Consider the following 23345-nt stretch of genomic DNA (forward strand, 5'->3'; position numbering starts at 1 on the left):
TTTTCAAAGATCACGGGTATATATTACAACGGGTGAGCCGCAAGGTGCCTCACTAATAGTGGATGGTCGTGATATTTCAGTAGAGGGGCATGAAGCCGGATATTTTGTTGGGCCTACATTGTTTGATAATGTCACAGAAAATATGACTATTTATCAAGAAGAGATTTTTGGGCCGGTATTAGCGGGGGTAAGAGTACCGAGTTATGAAGCTGGACTTGAGCTAATTAATCGTCATGAATATGGTAATGGCACCGCTATATTTACCCGTGATGGTGAAAGTGCACGTCAGTTCAGCGAAGATGTACTTGCAGATATGGTTGGAATTAATATTCCAGTCCCTGTGCCAATGGCTTTCCACAGCTTTGGTGGATGGAAACGATCTGTGTTTGGCCCATTGAATATGCACGGTAGTGATGGAGTACGTTTTTATACGCGCATGAAAACCGTGACCAGTCGCTGGCCTGCCAGTGTACGTTTAGAAGAACACTCTACTAGCTTTGCGATGCCAACCATGTAATTCTAGCTGGTCAACCTTACGAAGGTTTTATCTGAGTAAGGTTGACTAGAATAGCTGAATATTTATGTGGCGTAGATAACAAAGCCAAGATTGGGAGTCTGGATTTTCGATCTGTCAGCTAACGCCACTATTCTCTATTCATATGGACGCACCATGAAAACAAACTGGAAAGCTGAACTTATTCTTATTTTTGCCACTCTCTTGGCCGCCTTGGGCTGGATTTTTTCCAAAGAAGCATTACAAGGGATGCCTGCATTTTCTTTTATTGGTTTACGTTTTCTGCTTGCCTCATTGTGTTTGTTACCTTTTTGTTACAAAGAGCTACGTGCTTTGAATAAATGGGACATTTTAAAAGCAATGGCGGTTGGTACTTTACTTGGTAGCTCTTTATTATTATGGATACATGCACTTTCGGTAAGTAACGCACTCGGTGAAGGTGCCTTTATTATGAGCTTATCAATGTTAATAGTGCCTTTATTAGCATGGCCACTATTTAATAAACCACCGGAGAACATATTTTGGTTTTCGATTCCGTTTGCAATTATGGGATTATTTCTATTATCTGCAGACGTACAGTGGCAAGCATCATCAAGCCAATCATGGTTTATTCTGGCAGCAATAGCCTTGGCCTTTCACTTTAATTTCAATGGTAAATATGCACAACGTATCCCAACATTATTATTAACGTGTTTGCAACTCTTTGTTGTCGGTGTTATGGGGTTAATTGCGTCGCTTAGTTTCGAGACAACAAGTCCCCTTTTAGAAAGTCATATTTGGGGTTGGTTTATTATGAGCGTACTGTTTGCAACAAGTTTACGTTTTGTGCTCCAAACAATAGGGCAAAAAAAATGCAGTTTTAGTTTGGCTCCTATTATTATGATTTTAGAGCCACTATGGGTCGTTTTTTTGAGCACACTTTGGTATCAAGAAGCGATGCCTATTAATAAAGTGTATGGTTGCGTTTTGATTGTATTTTCGTTATTGCTATATCGTGTCGGAGGAAATTGGTTCGTGAAAAAGGAGGCTGTTTGATCTTTTGGTCGGAGCATGGCGTTTAATGGGTACTGTTAACTTATCTTCTACCCCGCACATTATGCGATAATCTGCATACGGGTACAGTCAACTTAGCAACGGCCTCACAAATTATGCGATAATCTGTGGATGAATAATTCTAATCTCTACGCCGGTTATCGTTATCCTGCACAAATCATCAGCCATACAGTTTGGCTTTATCATCATTATACGCTTAGCTTTCATGATATTGTTCGAATATACCTACTCAAAGAGAAACCGATGAAATGGGCGAATGCCAAGCTTGAAGATGTGGCTAGAGAACGTTCTTCCTATATTTCCGGCTTAAGAAAAGCGGATGGAAGCGAGTTATCAGAATTTATTGAATACCTTCAAAACGTGGGTAACTAAATTGACAGGCACCGTATTATCAAATTACCAAGTTCAGGTTATTTTATGAATTATCCTGACACAGGGGGAATACAGAGAATAACGCTAACTAAAGCTCTATTAAGATCGACCTATGAGGTTGCACAGATTATTTGTTACTAAGCACAAGGAAAAGGCTGTCGCTTTACTCTGTGGTTATGAGTATCTCAAATGATTGAGCAGTGGCTACTTGAGCAATTAGTGGAGCTAAACCGATGTGAGTTTTGTTGTCCCGTAAGTGAATGACAAAACCGATTGTTAATGCGCTTAAATAGCTTGAAGCAGATGCTTTTTTGTAATCATTGCAAATATCAAATGGTGGTAAATTTTTCCACTGTTTGATATTCATAAGAGCATTCAATAAGTTTAAATAACCAATTGATAATGCTGTTATCTATCTAGGTGAGAATATAATTTCTTGATTTATAGCTATGATAAGTGCGTTGATTTTCTATGAACTACTGAAGAATTAACGATACTTCTATCATGCTGATACCTTAAAATCAGGAGAAAGTGTTGGCTTTAAATATCAAGCTAAGGGTATTTTCGTTATAATCTCAACCATCAATAGGGCTAATAATGCCACGCTTATGTAAACTTCAGTTTATAGTAGAGTGATCAAAGTGGGTATTTCGTTCGGAAAATATTTCTTCTGTTTCCCGCGGACTTAACCTGTATGCCAGGCAATAACGAAGTGCCTGCATAATAATCTCTTGCGGGAAATGGCGTCCTAAAAATTAAGTGTCATGTTAATAATGCTCCGTTATTGTGAAGCTACACTATCAACATATTGTCTCTCTTCGTCAAGTTTACGACAGAACCCTTTATTTCGCCAAACGGTGATATATAGGATGATTAAAGTTAAGGCGTTGGGCAAGAGTTAATCGAGAAAAGTGGCTGTAACGTATTTAGGTTACACCCACTCTGAGTATACTAAGTGTTTATTAGGTTAAGCATTAGAAATAATATTTAACACCCGCACGCAATTTCATTTGTCTTTGGTCTGTTTTTGAATCTACTTTAACATCCCAAAGTTCGGTAAATGGTTGCCAATTCCCCATTCTGTAGCCCGCTTTTAAACCGATGTCATAGTCGGAATCTTTACCATCATATTGTCTAACATCATCATGAGATTTAATGTAGTTTGCTTCGTAGCTTAATTTAAGCGCAGGCATGCTCTCAATTTTATATGCACCCGTTAATGTTAACTTGGTTCTATGAGGTTGATTGATTTTCTCGCCAGTTTCCATGCTTGTATCGCCGTCTGCTGAGTCAGCGTAATTAGCAATTTCATAACGGTAACGTAATGCGGTCGTTAAACCCATATCTGCTCTATACACAATACGGAGTTGTGGTTTAAAGGTTGTTTTACGATCGGTTATCGCGATAGGCATACCTGGTTTTAACTCCCAGTTTCTATTTACTTTATAGGTATAACCCCAATCCAGTTCGGTCTCTGTTAGCATGACGTCTTCAAATGTATTAGTTGCATCATAGCTTCTAAATTTCATTTCAATGCCAATGTTGCCTTGCCAATCATCATTAATGCCATAGTTATGGCCCATCTTTACACGGCTTGCTTGTTTTTTATCTTCAGCTTTCCATTCATGACGAAAATCAATACTAGTCGATGCAGTGGTTGTTCCTGCGATAAGTGTTGCGCTAATGGCTATTAGTATTTTGTTAAGTAGTTTCATTGTTCTCTTCCAATTAAGGTTGTTTATTGTATTTATTATTAGCATGGTGTTGTAGTGCTCAATGAAGAGCACTGCAAAAAATTATTGTGGGTATAACAAGGTTATCTCGCGTTGTGCCCAAACTTCAGCTAAATCCTTTTTGACTGTAAAAGAAGTAAAGTCAGTTTCTTTCGCCATTTTTAATAATTCTGCATTGTCTGTTGCAACACCTGCTTTGTAATAAATTGGTGCCATACGCTCAACGCGACGGCGCTTATCTTTTTGTGAGTAAGGCCATTTTTTGTCTAGATCATTGTAGGTTGCCATTAGTTGAATACCGTCTAATAGTGAGCCTCCTTTTATATGACCTTTTGAGTTGGTATTTTCATAGTTCCAAAGGTCAACACCAACTTTTTCGCCAATTTGTGCGAGACCAACTAATGGATCTAAGCTGAAGTAATGGTAGTGGTATGCTCGAGTACGTTTAACTTCATGTGGCTGTGAACCATCTTTTTTGAATTGAGTATCAACGCGCATTTTTCCTTTTTGAACCATTTGCTTGGTTAATGCTTCGTTACCTAAAAAGTAGGAGATACCCGCTACTTGATAGTCGTACCAAGTGCCGTGATTGTTTTCTGCGTATGCTTCCCCTTTAGGCCCGCCACTTAACTCTCCAACGATTAACCAATCTAGATATTCGTTATGCCATTGAGTGATTTTCTCTTCGTCATTATCAGTCCAAAATGGAGAGTTAGATAGAATAGCAATCGCATCAAGGTTTCGTTCCACTAGTGTTCGAGTATCGATAAGACCACTACGTCGGCCATCAGCTACGCCTGGAACACCTTGGCCATATTTAACATTTGGGTTCATTTTTGTTGCATCGTTGATATACCAAGTTCGCGTATATTCTATTGCTTGCTTAGCGTACCGTTCATCTTTACTAAAATAGTATGCAAGGGATAATGCTCTTACTGAACGTGTAAATAAGCCGATTCTTCTTGAATCTGTTGCTTCGGTTTTTGATGCTGGGTTTGTTTTTCCATCGTGACGGATCCATGGAAGTCCATCCTCTTTACTTTCATCTGGCCACCAATACGGGCTAATACTTAGGTAATCGTTCTTGTCTCCACTTGGTGGGGTCATGCCTTTATCAGTCACACTTAAAGCACCTACTTTCATTGCTAGTTCAGCTTCTTCAAGTAGCAGCTTATAACTATGCTTCATTGCCTCACTTGCATCTGCAGAGTGCAGAGCTGTCCTATTAATTTCTAGCGTTGCTTCGTCTAAAAAAACAAAATTAGCGGCAATACTTTGACTAGCAAATAATATTGACCCTATGCATGTAGCAAGTCGTAACGCTTTAAAGTTTTTCATTTTCCCGCCTTTGTTGTTATTAAATTAAAATAATACAAATAGAATCTGTGGGTAAAGAATACCTGAGTTTTGAATGTTTTTTCTGTGATCTGCTTCAAATTTTAAGTGTTAATCTTTCTTTTTTGATTAGATTACTAGTTAATGCTTTAATAACAATGCGTTATGATGTTTGTTTTTTGTATTTTTATTTTGTGTGGCTTATGAAGCAAAGATTAGTTTGTTATTTCTGATTGTTTTCTCTGTTTCCTCTTCTCATTTTGTACTTGTATTTATATTAATTATGACTACATTTGTCACATTTTCCTTGTATTGTAGTACAAATTAGCTGAATGATACTCTGTTGTGAGACCAATTCTATTTGTTTTAGAGATTTGGTCTGGATTTTAATATGCTTATTGTAGGAGTTGCGCTTGGAGTTGTCAGCATCAATTAGTTTTAGGGCAAACAGCGGTTGATGCAAAAATAAATGAAATAACTGCAATCCCTGAGCTTTTAACGATGTTAGATATTGAAAATAGTATTATCACACTTGATGCAATGGGCAGTCAGAAAAAATAGCAGAGAAAATCATCAAACAGAATGCAGATTATATGCTCGCACTTAAGTATTTAGGTACGCAAGCTGAGTTAGAAGCATGGTGGCACAAAAAACAGCAAGAAGATTTCTCAGACCAAAATTATGCTGAACATACTGAAATTGATAGCGGGCATGGTCGAATTGAAACAAGAACGTGCCACCAGATGTTGATTGATAAAAAATGGCAGGGCAAGGAGTACCGCTGGTCAGGCTTCAAAAACATTATTAAAATAATGTCAGAGGTTCACGATAAATCAACAGGTAAAAACACAAGTGAAATACGTTGGTATATCTTAAATGCAGAGCAATGTCTTCATGCAGTGCGTAGTCATTGGCTGGGTGCTCGATATGACATTCAGAGAAGATGAGTCTCGTATACATAAAAAAACAAAGAAAATAAATTTAATTGGCTGACTTTGGCGTAACTATATCTTCAATTAACCTCTCCATGTGTTGATAATCACCACTAACACCTGCTTGAATCGCTTTAAAATAAAACGCTTTATGCTCGTCCCAAAGATTGTAATTTGCCTAATGGGACAGCAAATTTTGCCTTCTATGAAGGCAAACCAGGGTCCCTTCTAGGGAGTAAAAAGCAAAACCGCCTTCTAAGAAGGTGGATATTTAACTACTTCAAAGATTTCAAAGCTATAAATAGTAATCTCCTATTTATAGCTTTTTTCCTATCAAATGACACCCATTTATCATACAATTATGTTTTGTCTAATTAATCTAAGAGATTTTATGAGTAATTTTTTTTTAGAAATAGCGGGTTCAAAGCGTAGTTTACATGTGCAAGTGGCGCGTGAAATCGCCCGTAAAATATTGTCTGGTGAATTGTCTCAGAATGAAATTATTCCAAGTGAAATGACATTGTGTGAACAGTTTGGTATTAGTAGAACAGCGCTTCGTGAAGCCATTAAACTATTAACATCTAAAGGTCTACTGCTTTCTCGGCCTAAAGTTGGGACGCGTGTTAGAAGTCGTGACAATTGGAATTTCTTAGATTCTCAATTATTAGATTGGGTGGCTGATATTGGTGACAATGAAGCGATTTATCTAGAGTTTTTAGCGCTACGTAAGGCGATAGAGCCTGAGGCTGCCGCATTAGCAGCAAGTAATGCAACAGCTGAGCAACGTATTTTATTGTCTGCTACTTTCCAGAAAATGGATGACCTTGCCAGTAATTTTAATGCAGAAGAGTGGACTGAAGCCGATATGGAGTTTCATCGTTTAGTTTTCTTATCGACAGGTAATAACTTCTTTCTGCCTTTCGCTAATGTACTTTGCACTATGTTTAAAAGTTTTATTGGCCACTCATCTGAAAAAGGTGGCACTTGTATTGAAGAGCATCGTGCTATTTATACCGCTATCATGGCGGGTGATGCAGATAAAGCGAGACAAGCGAATACCAACTTGTTGAATAATAGTAATCATCGTCTTCCTACCAATAACTAATTGGTTGTTTTCAGTTGCAGGCTCATCGCTTGTAACTGTTTTTTTCAGTTTATTCCGTTTCATTCTTTGTTACTTCTTTGTTACTTCTTTGTTACGACTGTTTATTCCTGAGCATTACCGTTTAGCCACATGGCTTGCCCTTCGTCAGTTCTTCTTAATCGCTCTGGTAGCAATATTCTTCGTGATGTTATAAATAATTATTGTGAAAAAATATTATATTATTTTCAATTGTTGTATTATAATACAAATAAAGCGTGTGTATTATAATTACATACTTAATCAGAGGCTGTCCTACAGCCTTCCCACTTAGACAAATTATATTCAGGAGTTAGACATGAAAAAACCTACTATTGGTTTCATCGGCCTTGGCCTTATGGGCGGCAACATGGTTGAAAACCTACAAACACGTGGCTTTCAAGTAAACGTGATGGATCTAAGCCAAGATGCTGTTGACACAGTTCTTGCTCGTGGTAACGCTACTCAATTTACTTCTGCGAAAGAATTAGCCGCTGCTTCTGATATCGTTGAATTCTGTCTTACAACGTCAGCTGTTGTTGAAATGATTGTATATGGTGAAGACGGTGTTCTAGCGGGTATAAAAGAAGGTTCTACACTAATCGACTTCGGTACTTCTATTCCAGCTTCGACTATCAAAATCGGTGAGGCACTTGCCAAGAAAGGTTGTGGCATGATCGACGCACCGCTTGGTCGTACCCCTGCACACGCTAAAGATGGTTTATTAAACATCATGGCGGCTGGTGACATGGAAACGTTCAACAAAGTTAAAGTTGTGCTAGAGGAGCAAGGCGAAAATGTATTCCATTTAGGTAAATTAGGTGCTGGTCATACAACTAAGCTAATCAACAACTTCATTGGTATGACTACGGTTACAGCTATGTCACAAGCTTTTGCTGTTGCGAAACTTGCTGGTGTTGATGGTCAGCAATTATTTGACATTATGTCAACTGGTCCATCTAACTCTCCATTCATGCAGTTCACTAAGTTTTATGCTGTAGACAATGAAGAAAAATTAGGTTTCTCTGTAGCAAATGCTAATAAAGATTTAGGTTACTTCTTACAAATGGTTTCTGATTTAGGTACTGAATCTCTAATCGCCGAAGGGACTTCTAAAGCATTACAAGCAGGTGTTGATGCTGGTCTTGGTCAAAACGACGTGCCAGTCATCTTCGACTACTTCACTAAATTAGAGAAGTAGTGTGAACGCTTCGAGCTTGCACTATAAAGTGAGCTAGACAGATATTGATTTAAAAGCCATTCTTTACTAGAGTGGCTTTTTGCGTTTATCACCATTTAAGTTTTCTATGGATTATTTATGCCTCAAACATTGATTCCTAATATTCATGATTTTCTTTCTAAAATAGATCCTTTTGATAAGTTGCCAAGAGAGTTGCAGCGCCAGATTGCTTGCTCAATTAAAATCACTTATCTCGCCAAAGGTGAGCAAATCCATTTTGGTGGTGAGCATGAATTAAGTTACTTATACGTGATCCGCACTGGCTCAATGGAGCAACGTAAACATAACGGAAAATTACGTGCGAAGTTGAGTGAAGAAGATCTATTTGGTTTCACCTTTATTGATGCGCATGATGAAGATGAAGAAGATTACACCGCGACGGCCATTGAAAGTACCTTATTGTATTTAATTCCGCATGATGAGTTATCTAAGTTACTTGAAAAATATCCGGCTTTTGCTGAGCATTTTGCCACTAATGCACAGGTGCGTTTACATTCAGCGTTAGATGTTACTTGGTCTGATAGTGAAAAAGGTATCTTCGTAAAAAAAGTATCTGAAGTAGCCAGTGATAAAATTGCCGTGGTTGATTCAAAAATGCCCATTCAGCAGGTAGCAAAAGCGCTGATAGATGTTTGTTCACCAGCTGCAGTTATCATGGAAAACGGCATGATTATAGGGGTAATCACCGATCGCGACCTCACTAAGCGTGTGATTGTGGCGGGCTTAGATATTAATCGTCCTGTCTCAGAAATAATGACTCTACATCCTTTAACGATTGGCCCAAACGATCTGGTGTTAAAAGCGTCATCACTGATGATGCAAAATAACATTCGTAGTTTACCGGTGGTTGAAAATAATAAAGTATTAGGCGTGTTAACCACTACGCATTTAGTACGTAATAACCGCATGCAAGCGGTGTTTTTAATTGAAAAAATAAAGTATGCAGAAACGGCAAAAGACCTGACGTTGTTAACTCCTGAACGTCAGGCTATTTTTGAAGCCTTGGTTGATGGGCAGGTCAGTGGTGAAGTGATTGGTCATGTGATGACCATGATCATGGATGCCTATAATCGCCGTTTAATTCAAATGGCAGAGGGACACTTTGGTCAAGCACCCTGTGATTATGCGTGGATAGTGGCAGGTTCACACGCACGTAATGAAGTACATATGCTGTCCGATCAAGACAATGCTATTATTTTATCGGATAACGCCACTGAAAAAGATCGTCTCTACTTCCTGCATTTAGCAATGTGGGTGTGTAATGCGTTAGATGCCTGTGGATATCCACTTTGTAGTGGTAAGTTTATGGCTGCTAACCCCAAATGGTGCCAACCTCTTAACGTTTGGAAAGCCTCTTATAAGAAGTGGATTGCGAATCCTGAGTACGATTGCTTATTGAATGTTAGTGTGTTTTTAGAAACTCGCTGGTTATATGGCAATGAACTATTAACTAGTGAGTTACAGTCACATTTATACGCAATGATTCAAAAATCTAGTCGCTTTTTACCCTCGCTAGTGCGAGATTCTGTTTCGGTAAATCCACCATTGGGTATCTTTAATTCACTGGTATTAGAAAAATCAGGTGAGCACTCTAATATGCTTAATGTGAAAAAATTCGCATTAACGTTACTGGTTGATCTGGCACGGATTTATGGCATCGCGTCGGGCTCTGAACAAACTGAAACCACCGCGCGATTCACGCATGCCTATGAGCAAAATATTTTAAGCGAAGAGATGCTGAAAAATGTATTAGGCGCCTTTCGGTTTATCACCCAAGTACGATTATCACATCAATTGCTTGAGTTAAAAGAGGGCAGAGAGGCAAATAATCACATTGACCCCAATATTTTTGGTAGCTTTGAAAGAAAGCATTTAAAGGATGCATTTAGAATTATTTCTTCATTACAAGATGCTGCTAAATTACGTTTTAATTGTGAATAGTCTTACTTAATTGTTATTGCTCAGATAGGAAGTGTATGCGCAAATTATTTAATTATTTTCATCCGCTGAATAAGTTAAAACGAGCGCGTGAATATTACTTAAAAAAAATAGTGGTGCCAGATAATATAAGAGCTTTGCTCAGTGCGCCATTGCCGGATATTGATGCCGACTTATATCAACTAGATTATATCGCCTTAGACTTTGAAACAACTGGCTTTGAACCCGAAAATGATTACTTATTAAGTGTCGGTTATTTACCTATGGAAGCTCAAAAACTCTTACTTGATAGAGCCGTAGAAACTTTCGTTAAATCCTCTGAGAAAATTAAAGCAGAAACGGCTGTGATTAATCACATTACACCTGAAATGCTGGAGAAGGGAGCGCCTTTACATGACGTGATGGAAGTACTGATCACTGCTTTGACAGGGAAAGTGATCATTGCTCATGGCTGCATGATTGAAAAACGATTTTTAGATTATTATTTGCAGAAACACTTTAAATTACCGCCTTTACCACTGTTATGGGTCGATACGTTATGTATTGAAAAATCCTTAAGTATACATCATGGAAACCATAAATCAGCTGACTTTCGTTTATCCTCTGTGCGCGCCCGTCATGGGTTACCTGAATACCCTGCACATGGCGCGTTAGTGGATGCATTAGCGACAGGAGAACTTTATTTGGCATTATTAAAAGTGCGCTTTGCAGGAATGAAAGCAAGCCTGCGTCATTTAAAAATAGGATCGCGTTAAATTAGTTGCGTCTTTTTATTTAATGCATTACCAGCTAAAAACATTAACACTGCAATCGCTAAAAAAATAGTGGCCTGTGGCCAACTATCAACAAATAACATCAATGGTAAACAACATATTGCCAATACACGTACCAAACGTGACAGGTAAATATTTTGTTGATTGTCGATAGTGGCCTCTTCTTGTCTGCTGATTGAGCGTCTTAAATTCATTCTAAATGTGCTTAATACTCGTTGCCGTTTTAGATCTTTTTTGGGGTTATAAAATAAAGTTGTAAAACAGAAAAAACCTCCGGTGATGATAACTTGCCCTAAAACTGCAGTAATTACTTTTAAGTCGATAATTTCGCGTTGCGTTAATAATGAAGTATCAAACCACAAGCTGTACCAGTTAGCATTAAAACCAAAATGAATACAGGCTGATAATGTTAATCCAACCAATAGTGTTGCCCAACCTGACCAATCCGGTGTTCGAGTGATAACCACAGCTAATAATGCAGGGATAGCCAGTGGAATTTGTAATAAAGCGCCTACTAACATCAATAAGTCAAAGAAACTAATATTGTCTAATGAGGAAAAAAACAGCGCCGCTACAATGGCTAGTAAGCCGTTCACCAAGGTGGCTATTTTAGCCACTTTCATTTGTGTTTTGTCGCTGACCTTGTTTTTTGCAAATACTTGATAAACATTACGGACAAAAATACCTGCATTACGATTTAAGGCGGTGGTCATCGGCGAAACAGTGGCCGCGATCATTGCAGCAAGTATTAACCCTAAAACACCAGAAGGCATAAAATGATCAATAAAATACAGATAAGCTGCGTTATTAGCTTCGTTACCGAGGTTTGGATATAAAGTTGCTAAATCAACGCCGAGTGTGGCGGTTACCCAAGGAGGCACAAACCATAAAACGGGTCCGATAATAAACAGTAGTGCAGCGAAAAGAGCTGCTTTTTTAGCTTCCCTCTCATTGCTAGTGACTAAAAAACGGTAACAGGTCATTGCGTTATTGGTGCTAATGACTTGTTTGGTGAGCATTACAGCCCCCCAAAGAACAAATATTTGCCAATAGCTAATGTTATTGCCCATTAAACTGTCAGCAGGAAAATCTGCGATTAATTGTAACGGTCCGCCAGCATAAATGAGGGCTACAATACCCACTACCATCGTAATCGACATTAACATAATTAACTGGATAACATTGGTGGCAGAAACCGCCCAGGATCCTCCACTCACGGAAATAAAGGTGACCACTAAACCTACACCAATAATGGTAGTACTGAGCTCTATTTGAAAAACAGCCGCCACAAAAATAGCCAAGCCATTTAACCAAATAGCAGCGGAAAGGGTGGTTAACGGAAATTGTAACCAAGTATAAACTTGCTCAGAAACAAAACCAAAGCGTTGTTTAATGACATCCATCGGTGTATCAACACGAAGCTTTCGAAAACGTGCAGCAAAAAAATAAGAAGCCACAAAAAAACCAAGTGCATTACCCCAGAAGACAATTAACACTGGGAACCCATCTTCGTAGGCTTTAGCTGCCGCACCAGTGAACGTCCATGCACTAAATTGAGTCATGAAAGCCGTTGCACCTGCCATCCACCACATCATTGCACCACCACCTTTAATAAACTGGCTAGAGTTTGTGGAAAAGCGTTTAAAAAGAGTGGCCGCCACGAGAATAAAAATAAAATAGGCACTTACAACAATGATATCAATAGTGTTCATAGTATCCCTAATAAAGAGGAGTGAAGGAGAGAAGATGATACGAGTGGTTATATAGCGCACACTATGAGTATGCAACAGGATAAAGAAGCCTTACCCTGTTGCATTGATGGCTTTTAAAAAGTGGATTTATTCGAAGATAGCAACTGCACCTAACCAGTTAATTTTTTTGCCATCAACCGTGATGCTGTTTTGTGTTTCATCATTCACATCTGTGATATTAGAAACACATATTTGAACTTGTTTGCCTGAAATCAAATTAAGGGCTACCACAGAAGCATCATTGTTTGAGTGTAAAACTGTGACCGATTCCACTTGACCACGCGCATCCAAACTGGCTTCAATCGCTTCGTTAAAGTAACCATGTGTTTCATAAACGTTAGCAAACAGGTGGTTGCTAGCCTGCTGGCGTAATATAAACATCGGCTCACTGCGTAGGTTAAAGTCAGGATCGTTAGCACCTGTACGTGCAAAGATCACTTCGCTATTTTCATTAGCGCTACTAATGAGTGAATAATAACTTTCACCCATTAGCCATGTTGTGAGTGATGAATTTTCAATCTTAGCTTGCGCCACATTCCATAAATGCTGGTAACCATTTTCTTTTCCCACTGTGGTTAAACTGCTGTGAGTTTGGTATTCAAAATCAGTACGGATGATTTGCCCTGTATAGTGTACTGGGTAATCATAACTGTGTTGCTGTTCACTGATCAAACGGAATAGGTCAATAATCAATGGTTTTTCAAACCCTGCTAACTCCACCATTAATACACTACGTTGTTGGTCTATACCTGGGTAGTAGTTACGCACAAAAGCACTCATTGCTTGTAGTTTGTCGTTACCGCTTACAAAAAAATGCTTTTCACCAAAACGTGCTTCAGCAGTGGCTGTATCGCCTTTATTTTGGCTTGTTTGGTCGACAACCACTGTGTTGTGAGCAATGGTTTGTTTACAGTAACTTTTGTTTTCTGGGATATAACGACCACCAAATTTCGGTTCGATATTTACCCATCGACCAAAGCCGTAATCATGGGTAAACTCTTGGTTATGATTAAACAGGCTTAAATGTAATCCATCAAAATGGCCATGATCTAATGCAGAATGTAGTTTGTGATCACTACCGTGCTGACCAAACCAAAGTAGTGCCATGCTATCATCTGATTTTGCATCTCGATGACGTAAAATAGAGATACCGCCACGTTCACCGATAGGGCCATCGGTTAAGCTTAAACTGCCCCAGTTGAAACCCTTAACATCAGTACTATTTTCTAATGCCGTGGATAAGGTAGAGCCAGAATTATGCACCCAAACTTTATCTTGGTGTTTCGCCATTGCCAGTAGAGTCGGGTCTTGTTGGTAGCGCTCAAAACACACACTGGTGGCTAATAAAATACCTTCATCTTTAATATCCATGGTACGTGATGCATCGTTTAATGCCGGCAATACACCGTTCGGGAATGCCGTTGACATCACTGCGTAAGAGGTTGTTTTAATCACTTCATCTTTTAATTGATAGATACCGATTTCTGGCTGACGACGCTCAATAGCTTCTGCAAATAGGAAGATAGGACGTAGTGAAAAACGGTGGTAATAAGGACCTTCCATGTAATAACCATCTGGCGAAAACAGTTGTGTTAGTTGTGCAATAAAGCCACCTGAAATGCTGTCACCTTTTAAGCCGTATAATGCTTTGTCTACACTTGCTTGGTCGTTGATTGCGTAACCACAAATACCAACGCCAGCTACTGCCCAAAGGCCGTGGTTATGCACGATATCAAAGTCATGGGCATAGGTTTCAACAAACAGCTCAATCATCAATTTAAACAGGTCGGTCTCTATTAACTGCTGTTGATCATCAGTTAATTTGTGGCGAATACATGAGTAAGCGCAAGAAGCGTATAACATCCACATATTTTCATTAAGCGTTTGATGGAATAAACGCCCTGGTGGGTTTGAATCGCGGCTAGTGTTTAGTTCTAGTGTTGGATAAACCGTAGCGTATTCAACTAGCATGTTTGTTGCGTAATCAAGGTAACGCTGATCTTCTGTAATTAAATATAAACGACCGGCTAAATCCAAATGGATATAGTTTTGCTTATGGCGGTTATGTTCATAACCACCGGCTTCACCATGCCCTGGAATTTCGATGCCAATTGGCATATATGCTTCTAAAGTTTTAATTTCTTCTGCAATAGAGCAACCGATTAGTGTATCAGTGTTTAGATGCTGACGTAGTTCTGCTGCTTGCTCAAAACTAATTAATAGTGGTTGATAACTCATGATTAAGACCTCTTTGTATTGTTCGTTTCGACGGCCAGAAATCCTTGCCAGCTGTATGATTGATTGTTGAATTCGATAGTTGTTTGGCTTTCTGATGTTGCATTAGGATCATTGTTGACCATCACTGTGAGGTTAATATCGTCACCCAGTATTTCAATCACAGAGGCATTGTTGTTAAAGCCAATAATATTTACTTGGTGGATTTTTCCACGAGCTTCAAGGCTTGCTTCAACCGCTTCGTTAAAATATCCGTGTGTTTCTAATACGTTGGCAAATAAACTATTTTTAGCTTTTCTGCGTAGTATTAAACTGCTTTCACTGCGTAAATTAAAGTCTGGATCACTAGCACCACTGCGCGTGAAGAATAAAGTATCGTCGGATGATGATGCACTTAACCATGTGTAATAGCTCTGACCTTGTAACCAACTAACTAAGGTTGTGTCTTGTGCTTGACCTTGGCCGATATTCCATAAATGTTGGTAACCAAAATCATCGCCTAAGGTATTAAGTGTTTGGTGTTGTTGGTAGTTGATATTAGTGCGAATAATCTGCCCTTGGTATTGCAACGAATAGTCATATTGATGTGTTTCTTCGCTGCTTAGGCGGAACAAATCTACTAATATTGGGTGTGCTAATTGTTCATGTTCAACTAATAGCACTGTACGTTGTTGGTCAACACCTGGGTAGAAGTCAACAGCATAAGCACTCATGCCTTGCACCTTGCCACTGCCCACAAAGAAGTGCGGTATGCCATGTTTATTGTCGGCTATATCAACGTCGAAGTTGTTTTGACAACCTGCGTCAACAGAGACTAAGTTGTGGGCAATGGTTTGGCGTGCGTAAGATTTGTTTTCATCAAGGTAACGCCCACCAAATTTAGGTTCAACATTTACCCAGCGAGCAAAGCCATATTCACGTAATACCTCTTGGTTGTTATTAAAATAAGTCAGCCCTAAGGTATCAAAGTGTCCGTGGCCCATACCATGCTGGCCATAGTTCATCACTAATTGGCTAATATCACCATTTGCATTTTGCATGCGAATGAAACCTTGCGCGCCTTTATCACCATTACGACCTTCATTAAGTTCAATGCTTGGTAAGCAAGGCATTTCAACGCTTTCTTTTGATGCATACGCTTTTGAGAGTGCCGTGCCACAACCATTAACCCATACTTGGTTTTGAATCTTCGCCATACCTAATAAGTTTTCATCTTCAGGGTAATGTTTAGAAAATAAACTCACAGCAATCACCACTCCCTCATCTTTAATGTCCATTGTTTGTGATGCATCATTTAAAGCAGGGAACACACCATTAGGGTATGCCGTTGATAACATGGCTTGAATGGTTTTTCCGATCACTTGATCTTTAAAGTTAAAGATATCAAGTTCAGGGCGGAAGCGGTGTACCAATTCTGCAAACATCGCTAGTGGACGAATCGCATAGCGATGGTAATAAGGGCCTTCCATGTAATAACCAGAAGGTGCGAATAGTTTACTGATTTGTGCTAGAAAACCACCTTCTTCATCATCACCTTTTAAACCATGGATAGACATGTCGATGTATTTCTCTTGGCCAATGGCTGCGCCACAGATTGCTACCGACGCAACAGCCCAAATACCGTGGTTATGAATACGGTCAAAGTCGAAGTCGTATTGTACTGTCGACATATCTAATAGTGGGATAAATAAACGTGCTGTGATGTACGCGCGTTGCTGCTTAGATAACCAGTGACTAATACAGCTATAACCTAAGCTCGCGTAAAGTAACCAAACATGCTCATTTAATAGCTGGTGGAATAAACGACCTGGCGGGTTGGTATTACGTTGTTCGTGAAAGCCTAGCTGTAAATATTTATCTGCATACTGCATTAATAAGTCAGTAGTGAATTGTGCGTATTTTTCATCACCGGTAATTAAAAACAAACGGCCTGCTTGATCGATGTATTTACCGTTCAATTGATGTTTATTATGTGCATAACCACCTGCTGGGCTGTGGCCCGGTACATCAAGCGGTAATTCAAGGTAGTTATCGGTATCTGCTATTAGTGTTTTAAGGCTTAAGCCCATTAAGCTTTTTTTTCCTAGTTCTTGTTGAATGTCTGTAATGTCTTGTTGATCCATGAGAACAGAGTTTAAGTTAGAAAGCATAATGACCTCTTTTTTAGAATGTAGGTATAAAGTAATACAAATAGAAAAATAAATCATCTTTATTTTGATAAATAACGTACAAAATTAGCCTATAAGTAAGTAATTATGGCGATAATATATGGCCAATTAATACTTTTTGATGCTTTATAGGAGTGAAATAGACAATTTTATATTGTTTGTATAGTGCTTACTGATTGATTTATAGGGGATTAGGTAAGTTCTGTGAATGTAATTCATAGAACTTTCTTGATAATGTTCCGTATCTATATGATTTGTAATGTTTAATTTTCATTTCTGGATAAATGTATGATCTACGTCACACATAATGTCATTTTGTATTACAAATAAGAAAAACTGATATACACTTTTCATATTCATTTATTATCAACTAACTTTATAGGTCTCATTATGAATATAGACATAATTGTTGTACTCGTTTATTTCGCATTTTTGATTGCGATAGGCTGGCTATTTCGATCGTTTAGTACTTCCACGAGTGACTATTTTCGAGGGGGCGGTAAAATGTTATGGTGGATGGTAGGTGCAACGGCCTTCATGACACAATTCTCTGCTTGGACCTTTACTGGGGCTGCTGGTAAAGCTTTCACCGATGGTTTTGCCATTGTTATCTTATTCTTAGCTAATGCCTTTGGTTACTTTATGAACTGGGCTTATTTTGCGCCTAAGTTTAGACAGCTCCGTGTTGTGACTGCGATTGAGGCAATCAAGAAACGATTTGGTCGAACCTCAGAGCAGTTTTTTACATGGGGAAGCATGCCTGACAGTATTATCTCCGCGGGTATTTGGTTAAATGGTTTAGCGATCTTCGTTGCTGCCGTATTTAATATCCCGATGGATACAACCATTATTGTAACCGGTCTCGTATTGTTAGTTATGTCGGTAACCGGCGGTTCTTGGGCGGTTGTTGCTTCTGATTTTGTGCAGATGTTAGTGATCATGTCGGTAACCATTACTTGTGCAATCGCTGCTTACTTCCACGGTGGTGGTCTATTAAACATTGTTGATAATTTCAATGGTGACTTTATGTTAGGTAGTGACCTTAACTATATAAGCATTTTTGTTCTTTGGATTGTTTTCATCTTTGTGAAACAGTTCGGTGTTATGAATAACAGCATCAACGCTTATCGTTACCTATGTGCAAAAGACAGTGAAAATGCACGTAAAGCGGCTGGTCTTGCTTGTATCCTAATGATTGTTGGTCCAGTGATTTGGTTCTTACCACCTTGGTACGTGAATGCATTTATCACTGATCCTGAGATCGTCAGTCAGTTATCTAGCAATGCCGATACTGCTTATTTAGTCTTTGTTGAACAGGTAATGCCAGCGGGTATGGTGGGTCTATTAATGGCTGCTATGTTTGCCGCTACGATGTCTTCAATGGATTCTGGTTTAAACCGTAACGCCGGTATCTTTATCCGTAACTTCTACTCGCCAATTATCCGTAAAGATCAAGCGAGTGAAAAAGAGCTAATGTTAGCCAGTCGTTTAGCAACGCTTGTGATGGGTTTTATCATCATCGCCATTGGTCTATTCATCAACTCACTGAAAGACCTAAGCTTATTCGACATTGTATTAAACATTGGTGCGTTAATCGGCTTCCCTATGTTAATCCCAGTATTGCTCGGTATGTGGATTCGTAACACGCCAGATTGGTCTGGTTGGGGAACATTAATCGTTGGTGCTATCGTTTCTTACATCTTTGGTATCGCATTAACAGCAGGTCACATTGAAAACCTGTTTGGCTTAGAAACAGCGTTAACAGGTCGTGAATGGAATGACTTGAAAGTAGGCTTAAGTTTAGCTGCACATGTTGTCTTTACTGGCGGTTTCTTCTTAGCGTCTTACTTCTTCTTTAAACCTCGTAGTGAAGAACGCCAAGCAGAGATAGATGAGTTATTTAGAGATTGGAACACACCCGTTATCTCTGAAGGTGTTGAACAACAAAATCTAGATACAAAACAACGTTCAATCTTAGGTAACTTAATCACGATTGCAGGATTTGGTATCTTAGCGATGGCATTAATTCCAAATGAACCAACAGGACGAGGATTGTTTATTTTATGTGGCTCAATGGTCTTAACTGCAGGTATTTTACTTATCAATGCCGCACGTAAACCAGCAACTGCTTAAATAGTTTATGTAGTGAGTAGTTAATCTACTCACTATTCAATAGATAAAAGTTCAACAAAACAAAGATTAAAATGGATTTTATGACAACCCTGGAGAAGGGAATATTAATCAGTATGACGAGTAAATAGTTCTGATGAAAAAATTAAAATAATTTAATAGGAAAATAACATGAATCCATTTTTTATAGATAAAGACACTGACTGGGAAGTACTTGGCGGTGGTATTAAGCGTAAGATTGTAGGTTACACAGATGATTTGATGCTAGTACTTGTACATTTTGAAAAGGGGGCGATTGGTGCGCCACATGTACATGAAATACACGATCAAATTGGTTATGTCGCTGAAGGTAGCTTCGAAGCGGAGATTGATGGTGTAAAAAAAGTGCTTGTAAAAGGGGATGCTTATATCGCTGCTAAATTAGTAGAGCACGGTGCTGTAGCGCTAGAAGAAGGTAGTCTATTGATAGATGTATTTACGCCAAAACGTGCAGATTTCCTATAAAACGAGGTGAAAAATGGCTGATTTAAATATCGCGCTTATCGGCGAATGTATGATTGAGTTACAACAGGTTGGACAAAATTTACGTAAAGGTTTTGGTGGTGATACGTTAAATACAGCCGTTTACTTATCTCGTTTAATGGCTGGAAAGAACGTCAATATCAGTTACGTAACCGCATTAGGACAAGACAAAATTAGCCAAGAAATGGTAAATAATTGGTCTGATGAGGGTATTGATACACAATTTGTGCAACGCTCAGAAACAAAACAGCCTGGTTTGTACATGGTTGAAACAGATGATGAAGGTGAACGTAGCTTCATTTATTGGCGTAACGATTCTGCCGCCAAATATTGGTTAGAAAGTGCGTCTGACGAGTTGATCGAAAGCCTTGTTCATCAAGATGTCATTTATTTATCGGGCATTAGCTTAGCTATTTTATCACCAGCAAGCCGTGAAAAGCTCTATGACTTATTGGGTCGATGCCAAGCTGCTGGCGGTAAAGTCATTTTTGATAATAACTACCGCGCACAATTATGGGACTCTGCTGAGCAGGCTGCTGAAAATTACAAACGTTTATTATCGTTTACACACACTGGTTTATTAACCTTTGATGATGAGCAAGCGGTATTTGGTGACAGTTGTTTAGAAGACTGCATTAAACGTACTTGTGAGTTAGGCGTTCAAGAAATTGTTATTAAGCGTGGCGGTAAAGAGTGTTTAATTGTTAATCACGAAGAAACCATCAGTGTTAAAGCGCACTCAATTGCGAAAGAGAAAATTATTGATACCAATGCTGCGGGTGATTCCTTTGCTGCTGGGTTTATGTCACAGCGTTTGCTGGGTGCAAGCGCGTTGAACGCTACTAAAAAAGCACACCAGGTAGCTGGCACAGTTATCCAACATAAAGGTGCGATTATTGATAAACAGCTGATAAGTGCACTTATTGATTAAATTATTTAACTTACAAAATTATTAGGATTAAAAATGAAAACATTAAACGAAAGATTACAAACGCTAAAAGTAATTCCTGTTATTGCGATTAAAAACGCCGATGACGCAGTGCCTTTAGGTAAAGTATTAGTTGAAAACGGTATGCCATGTGCTGAAATTACCTTCCGTACACCCGCTGCCGCGCAAGCAATCAAAAATCTACGTGAAGCATTTCCTGAAATGTTAATCGGTGCTGGTACTGTATTGAACAGTGCAACCGTTGACCAAGCGATTGATGCCGGTGTGGATTTTATCGTTAGCCCTGGTTTTAACCCGACAACGGTTAAATACTGTCAGCAACGCAATATGCTAATTATTCCTGGCGTGAATAACCCTTCGTTAGTTGAGCAAGCAATGGAAATGGGGCTAACCACCTTGAAATTCTTCCCTGCTGGCCCTTCTGGTGGTGTTGCCATGTTAAAGTCATTAACCGCAGTTTACCCAGTTAATTTCATGCCAACGGGTGGTGTTTCTGCTGCTAACATCAATGACTATTTAGATATCAACGCAGTGGTTGCTTGTGGTGGCACGTGGATGGTACCAGCAGATCTTATTGATAACCAAGAGTGGGATAAAATTGCCGTATTAGTAAAAGATGCTGTAGCAGCGCTTTAAATATCTTACCGATTGGATATCGCTAATAGCTGAGCCAATCGTATTAGATTGGCATCAGTTGTTTTTTATTTAGTTATAATAATTTGTAATATTATATGTTTTTATTTGGTTCGCCAAAGAATATACATATTAAATATTATAAAAGAGTGGAGTTATTATGAAAAAAGTTCACCTGAGTGTTGCGATTGCAGCCTTCATTGCTAGTCCTATTTTTGCTAGCGAAGGCACTAGCCACCAAAGCGCGCTGGCTACTCAATTAGATCCAAGTAAAGCACCATCAGAAAACTTCGAAATGCAGAAGTGGAAAATCAACTTACCGATTCCAGATAATAAGGTGGTTCGTCAAGGCAAAGAGATGGAGATCACTGCTGCAGAACTTAACAATGTCAATTATCCTTATGTTCACCCTGAATGGTTTTATACAGATAGCGAAACGGGTGCAATGGTGTTTGCCTCTCCAAATACTGGGCCAACAACCCCAAATACTAAGAATACGCGTAGTGAACTACGTGCCATGTTAGATGTGACACAAGCCTACAATTACAATTCTCCTCTTACAAATTTTGCATTATCAACGCATAAAAATAGCGTCGATTTTGGTGCTATAGGTGGGCAGTTAAGCGCCACATTAACCGTTGATGCGGTGAGTACTAGTGGTAATGATAAAAAAATGGGCGCACATGCAGTCATTATCGGTCAGATTCATGGCTCTGATAACGAACCCCTAAAGATCTATTACCGTAAAATGCCAAATCACAGCCACGGTAGTCTGTTTTGGAATTATGAAATAAACGCAACGGGTGATAACTACAGTAAACGCTTTGACATTTCCCACAACATATTTGGTAGTCATGATTTAACCAAAGTTGATAAAAATCCAAAAGATGGCATTAAGTTAGGTGAGCTGTTCTCCTATGATGTTAATTTTGTAGGCAGTGTGATGCACCTTGAGTTTAAACGTAATATCGGTGAAGCCAATGAGCAAGTCGAAACTTTTGAACTTGATTTAGCAAAACCTTATCCAGGCAATGAAGAGTTTGATGAAACCTATGCGCAAGATTGGATGTATTACAAAGCAGGGGCGTACAACCAATGTAATCAAGGCTCTGCTGGTTGTTTGAATCGTGGTGTAGAGGAAGGTGATTACACTAAAGCGAGTTTTTACGAGTTAATTCTCAATCAATAAATAGATAAAAAAGTTAGCATCAGCTAACTTTTTTTATATATCACTCTTTCACCCATTGTTACGATATTTTATAAAGCACAATTATGATCACATTAGGCGAGTTCATTATAGAAAAACAAAGCGATTTTCCAGAGGCAAGTGGAGATTTATCGTGACTGCTTAGCGCGATTCAATTGGCGAACCGTGAGATAAATAAAGCGGGCATCGCTGATATTATTGGTTCGACAGGCACAGAAAATGTGCAGGGTGAAGTCCAACAAAAAATGGACATTTATGCCAATGAGAAGTTCAAAGCTGCGTTAGAAGCCCGTGGTATTGCCTCAGAAGAGGAAGATGAATTTATCTCTTTTGATAGTGAACGTGGGTATAACGGTAAATATGTTGTTTTGATGGATCCGCTTGATGGTTCTTCAAACATTGATGTTAATGTTTCTGTGGGTACCATATTTTCAATTTATAAACGTATTAGTCCTGTCGGCACGCCGTAAGCGTCTGGGTAATGGCACCTAGCTACGCTTAATATTCCATGGTAGCAACGCATCAATATCATTCGGGTTTTCAGCAATCTGCTGCAAGCAGGTTGCGATATAATCATGAACAATAAGATCATTCGCTTTTGCTGTTTCAACCAAACTATATAAAATTGCACTCGCGTTCGCACCTGTATTGGTGTACGAGAATAGCCAAGCCTTACGACCTATCACAAAGGGCTTCACTGCACGCTCTGCTCGATTATTATCAATGCTTAACCTGCCATC

The 23345-nt window shown here is 39.0% G+C and carries 19 protein-coding genes and 3 pseudogenes; 14 read left to right on the forward strand and 8 right to left on the reverse strand.

Annotated elements, in window-relative coordinates; translation table 11 throughout:
• From G322_RS20235 to G322_RS24150, 3 genes are all read left to right on the forward strand, one after another.
• A partial coding sequence (locus G322_RS20235; protein ID WP_033422071.1) for an aldehyde dehydrogenase family protein occupies positions 1-517 on the forward strand: 517 nt, incomplete at its 5' end.
• A gap of 153 nt (positions 518-670) precedes the next feature.
• Positions 671-1549: a DMT family transporter gene (locus G322_RS0108280; protein WP_022941331.1), complete on the forward strand. Its 879-nt coding sequence runs from the start codon at positions 671-673 to the stop codon at positions 1547-1549.
• A gap of 129 nt (positions 1550-1678) precedes the next feature.
• Positions 1679-1939: a hypothetical protein gene (locus tag G322_RS24150; protein ID WP_084683707.1), complete on the forward strand. Its 261-nt coding sequence runs from the start codon at positions 1679-1681 to the stop codon at positions 1937-1939.
• 163 nt (positions 1940-2102) lie between these two features.
• Here the strand turns inward: G322_RS24150 and G322_RS0108290 are convergent, their stop codons facing one another.
• The 4 genes and pseudogenes from G322_RS0108290 to G322_RS0108300 all read right to left on the reverse strand — a co-directional run bounded on the left by G322_RS0108290 (position 2103) and on the right by G322_RS0108300 (position 5010).
• Positions 2103-2306, reverse strand: coding sequence for a hypothetical protein (locus G322_RS0108290; RefSeq protein ID WP_022941333.1), 204 nt, complete (start codon positions 2304-2306; stop codon positions 2103-2105).
• A 253-nt stretch (positions 2307-2559) separates the two neighbouring features.
• A pseudogene (locus G322_RS22645) lies at positions 2560-2661 on the reverse strand (IS6 family transposase); the annotation flags it as partial.
• 252 nt (positions 2662-2913) lie between these two features.
• Complete coding sequence (locus tag G322_RS0108295; protein WP_022941334.1) at positions 2914-3654, reverse strand: oligogalacturonate-specific porin KdgM family protein; 741 nt, start codon at positions 3652-3654, stop codon at positions 2914-2916.
• Positions 3655-3735: 81 nt separating this feature from the next.
• On the reverse strand, positions 3736-5010 hold the full coding sequence (locus G322_RS0108300; protein WP_022941335.1) for an alginate lyase family protein: 1275 nt from the start codon (positions 5008-5010) through the stop codon (positions 3736-3738).
• Positions 5011-5418: 408 nt separating this feature from the next.
• Here G322_RS0108300 and G322_RS22650 point away from each other — a divergent pair.
• From G322_RS22650 to G322_RS20245, 5 genes and pseudogenes are all read left to right on the forward strand, one after another.
• A pseudogene (locus G322_RS22650) lies at positions 5419-5970 on the forward strand (ISAs1 family transposase); the annotation flags it as partial.
• Positions 5971-6330: 360 nt separating this feature from the next.
• Positions 6331-7044: a FadR/GntR family transcriptional regulator gene (locus G322_RS0108310; protein WP_022941336.1), complete on the forward strand. Its 714-nt coding sequence runs from the start codon at positions 6331-6333 to the stop codon at positions 7042-7044.
• Positions 7045-7378: 334 nt separating this feature from the next.
• Complete coding sequence (locus tag G322_RS0108315; RefSeq protein WP_022941337.1) at positions 7379-8260, forward strand: NAD(P)-dependent oxidoreductase; 882 nt, start codon at positions 7379-7381, stop codon at positions 8258-8260.
• A 117-nt stretch (positions 8261-8377) separates the two neighbouring features.
• Complete coding sequence (locus G322_RS0108320; protein WP_022941338.1) at positions 8378-10240, forward strand: DUF294 nucleotidyltransferase-like domain-containing protein; 1863 nt, start codon at positions 8378-8380, stop codon at positions 10238-10240.
• Between the two features lie 35 nt (positions 10241-10275).
• Positions 10276-10992, forward strand: a complete 717-nt coding sequence (locus tag G322_RS20245; protein WP_022941339.1) for a 3'-5' exonuclease — start codon at positions 10276-10278, stop codon at positions 10990-10992.
• On the opposite strand, the gene G322_RS0108330 is transcribed toward G322_RS20245, so the two are convergent.
• The 3 genes from G322_RS0108330 to G322_RS0108340 form a co-directional block, all read right to left on the reverse strand.
• A complete protein-coding gene (locus tag G322_RS0108330; RefSeq protein ID WP_022941340.1) occupies positions 10989-12722 on the reverse strand; it encodes a sodium:solute symporter family transporter in 1734 nt (577 codons plus the stop codon). The two genes, G322_RS20245 and G322_RS0108330, sit on opposite strands and share 4 nt — an antisense overlap.
• Before the next feature lie 126 nt (positions 12723-12848).
• On the reverse strand, positions 12849-14999 hold the full coding sequence (locus G322_RS0108335) for a heparinase II/III domain-containing protein (RefSeq protein WP_022941341.1): 2151 nt from the start codon (positions 14997-14999) through the stop codon (positions 12849-12851).
• 2 nt (positions 15000-15001) lie between these two features.
• Complete coding sequence (locus G322_RS0108340) at positions 15002-17146, reverse strand: heparinase II/III domain-containing protein (protein WP_022941342.1); 2145 nt, start codon at positions 17144-17146, stop codon at positions 15002-15004.
• A gap of 408 nt (positions 17147-17554) precedes the next feature.
• Between G322_RS0108340 and G322_RS0108345 the strand changes: the two genes are divergently transcribed.
• From G322_RS0108345 to G322_RS21715, 6 genes and pseudogenes are all read left to right on the forward strand, one after another.
• Complete coding sequence (locus tag G322_RS0108345; RefSeq protein WP_028866516.1) at positions 17555-19297, forward strand: sodium:solute symporter family transporter; 1743 nt, start codon at positions 17555-17557, stop codon at positions 19295-19297.
• 168 nt (positions 19298-19465) lie between these two features.
• Entirely contained in the window at positions 19466-19798 is a 333-nt protein-coding gene (locus G322_RS0108350) for a cupin domain-containing protein (RefSeq protein WP_022941344.1), read from the forward strand.
• A 13-nt stretch (positions 19799-19811) separates the two neighbouring features.
• Positions 19812-20747 carry a 2-dehydro-3-deoxygluconokinase gene (kdgK, locus tag G322_RS0108355; protein ID WP_022941345.1) on the forward strand — a complete coding sequence of 312 codons (936 nt, stop codon included), beginning with the start codon at positions 19812-19814 and terminating at the stop codon, positions 20745-20747.
• A gap of 33 nt (positions 20748-20780) precedes the next feature.
• Positions 20781-21401, forward strand: a complete 621-nt coding sequence (locus G322_RS0108360) for a bifunctional 4-hydroxy-2-oxoglutarate aldolase/2-dehydro-3-deoxy-phosphogluconate aldolase (protein ID WP_022941346.1) — start codon at positions 20781-20783, stop codon at positions 21399-21401.
• Between the two features lie 157 nt (positions 21402-21558).
• Positions 21559-22587 carry a polysaccharide lyase family 7 protein gene (locus G322_RS0108365; RefSeq protein ID WP_022941347.1) on the forward strand — a complete coding sequence of 343 codons (1029 nt, stop codon included), beginning with the start codon at positions 21559-21561 and terminating at the stop codon, positions 22585-22587.
• Positions 22588-22670: 83 nt separating this feature from the next.
• A pseudogene (locus G322_RS21715) lies at positions 22671-23072 on the forward strand (class 1 fructose-bisphosphatase); the annotation flags it as partial.
• A gap of 21 nt (positions 23073-23093) precedes the next feature.
• Here G322_RS21715 and G322_RS0108375 read toward each other — a convergent pair.
• A partial coding sequence (locus tag G322_RS0108375) for an IS66 family transposase (RefSeq protein ID WP_022941349.1) occupies positions 23094-23345 on the reverse strand: 252 nt, incomplete at its 5' end.

It is taken from the genome of Psychromonas hadalis ATCC BAA-638, from assembly GCF_000420245.1.
GTDB classification, from domain to species: Bacteria; Pseudomonadota; Gammaproteobacteria; order Enterobacterales; family Psychromonadaceae; genus Psychromonas; species Psychromonas hadalis.

Coding starts and splice junctions, on each gene's coding strand:
- G322_RS0108280 (WP_022941331.1), top strand. CDS start 671: ATGAAAACAAACTGGAAAGCTGAACTTATTCTTATTTTTGCCACTCTC.
- G322_RS24150 (WP_084683707.1), top strand. CDS start 1,679: ATGAATAATTCTAATCTCTACGCCGGTTATCGTTATCCTGCACAAATC.
- G322_RS0108290 (WP_022941333.1), bottom strand. CDS start 2,306: ATGAATATCAAACAGTGGAAAAATTTACCACCATTTGATATTTGCAAT.
- G322_RS0108295 (WP_022941334.1), bottom strand. CDS start 3,654: ATGAAACTACTTAACAAAATACTAATAGCCATTAGCGCAACACTTATC.
- G322_RS0108300 (WP_022941335.1), bottom strand. CDS start 5,010: ATGAAAAACTTTAAAGCGTTACGACTTGCTACATGCATAGGGTCAATA.
- G322_RS0108310 (WP_022941336.1), top strand. CDS start 6,331: ATGAGTAATTTTTTTTTAGAAATAGCGGGTTCAAAGCGTAGTTTACAT.
- G322_RS0108315 (WP_022941337.1), top strand. CDS start 7,379: ATGAAAAAACCTACTATTGGTTTCATCGGCCTTGGCCTTATGGGCGGC.
- G322_RS0108320 (WP_022941338.1), top strand. CDS start 8,378: ATGCCTCAAACATTGATTCCTAATATTCATGATTTTCTTTCTAAAATA.
- G322_RS20245 (WP_022941339.1), top strand. CDS start 10,276: ATGCGCAAATTATTTAATTATTTTCATCCGCTGAATAAGTTAAAACGA.
- G322_RS0108330 (WP_022941340.1), bottom strand. CDS start 12,722: ATGAACACTATTGATATCATTGTTGTAAGTGCCTATTTTATTTTTATT.
- G322_RS0108335 (WP_022941341.1), bottom strand. CDS start 14,999: ATGAGTTATCAACCACTATTAATTAGTTTTGAGCAAGCAGCAGAACTA.
- G322_RS0108340 (WP_022941342.1), bottom strand. CDS start 17,146: ATGCTTTCTAACTTAAACTCTGTTCTCATGGATCAACAAGACATTACA.
- G322_RS0108345 (WP_028866516.1), top strand. CDS start 17,555: ATGAATATAGACATAATTGTTGTACTCGTTTATTTCGCATTTTTGATT.
- G322_RS0108350 (WP_022941344.1), top strand. CDS start 19,466: ATGAATCCATTTTTTATAGATAAAGACACTGACTGGGAAGTACTTGGC.
- kdgK (WP_022941345.1), top strand. CDS start 19,812: ATGGCTGATTTAAATATCGCGCTTATCGGCGAATGTATGATTGAGTTA.
- G322_RS0108360 (WP_022941346.1), top strand. CDS start 20,781: ATGAAAACATTAAACGAAAGATTACAAACGCTAAAAGTAATTCCTGTT.
- G322_RS0108365 (WP_022941347.1), top strand. CDS start 21,559: ATGAAAAAAGTTCACCTGAGTGTTGCGATTGCAGCCTTCATTGCTAGT.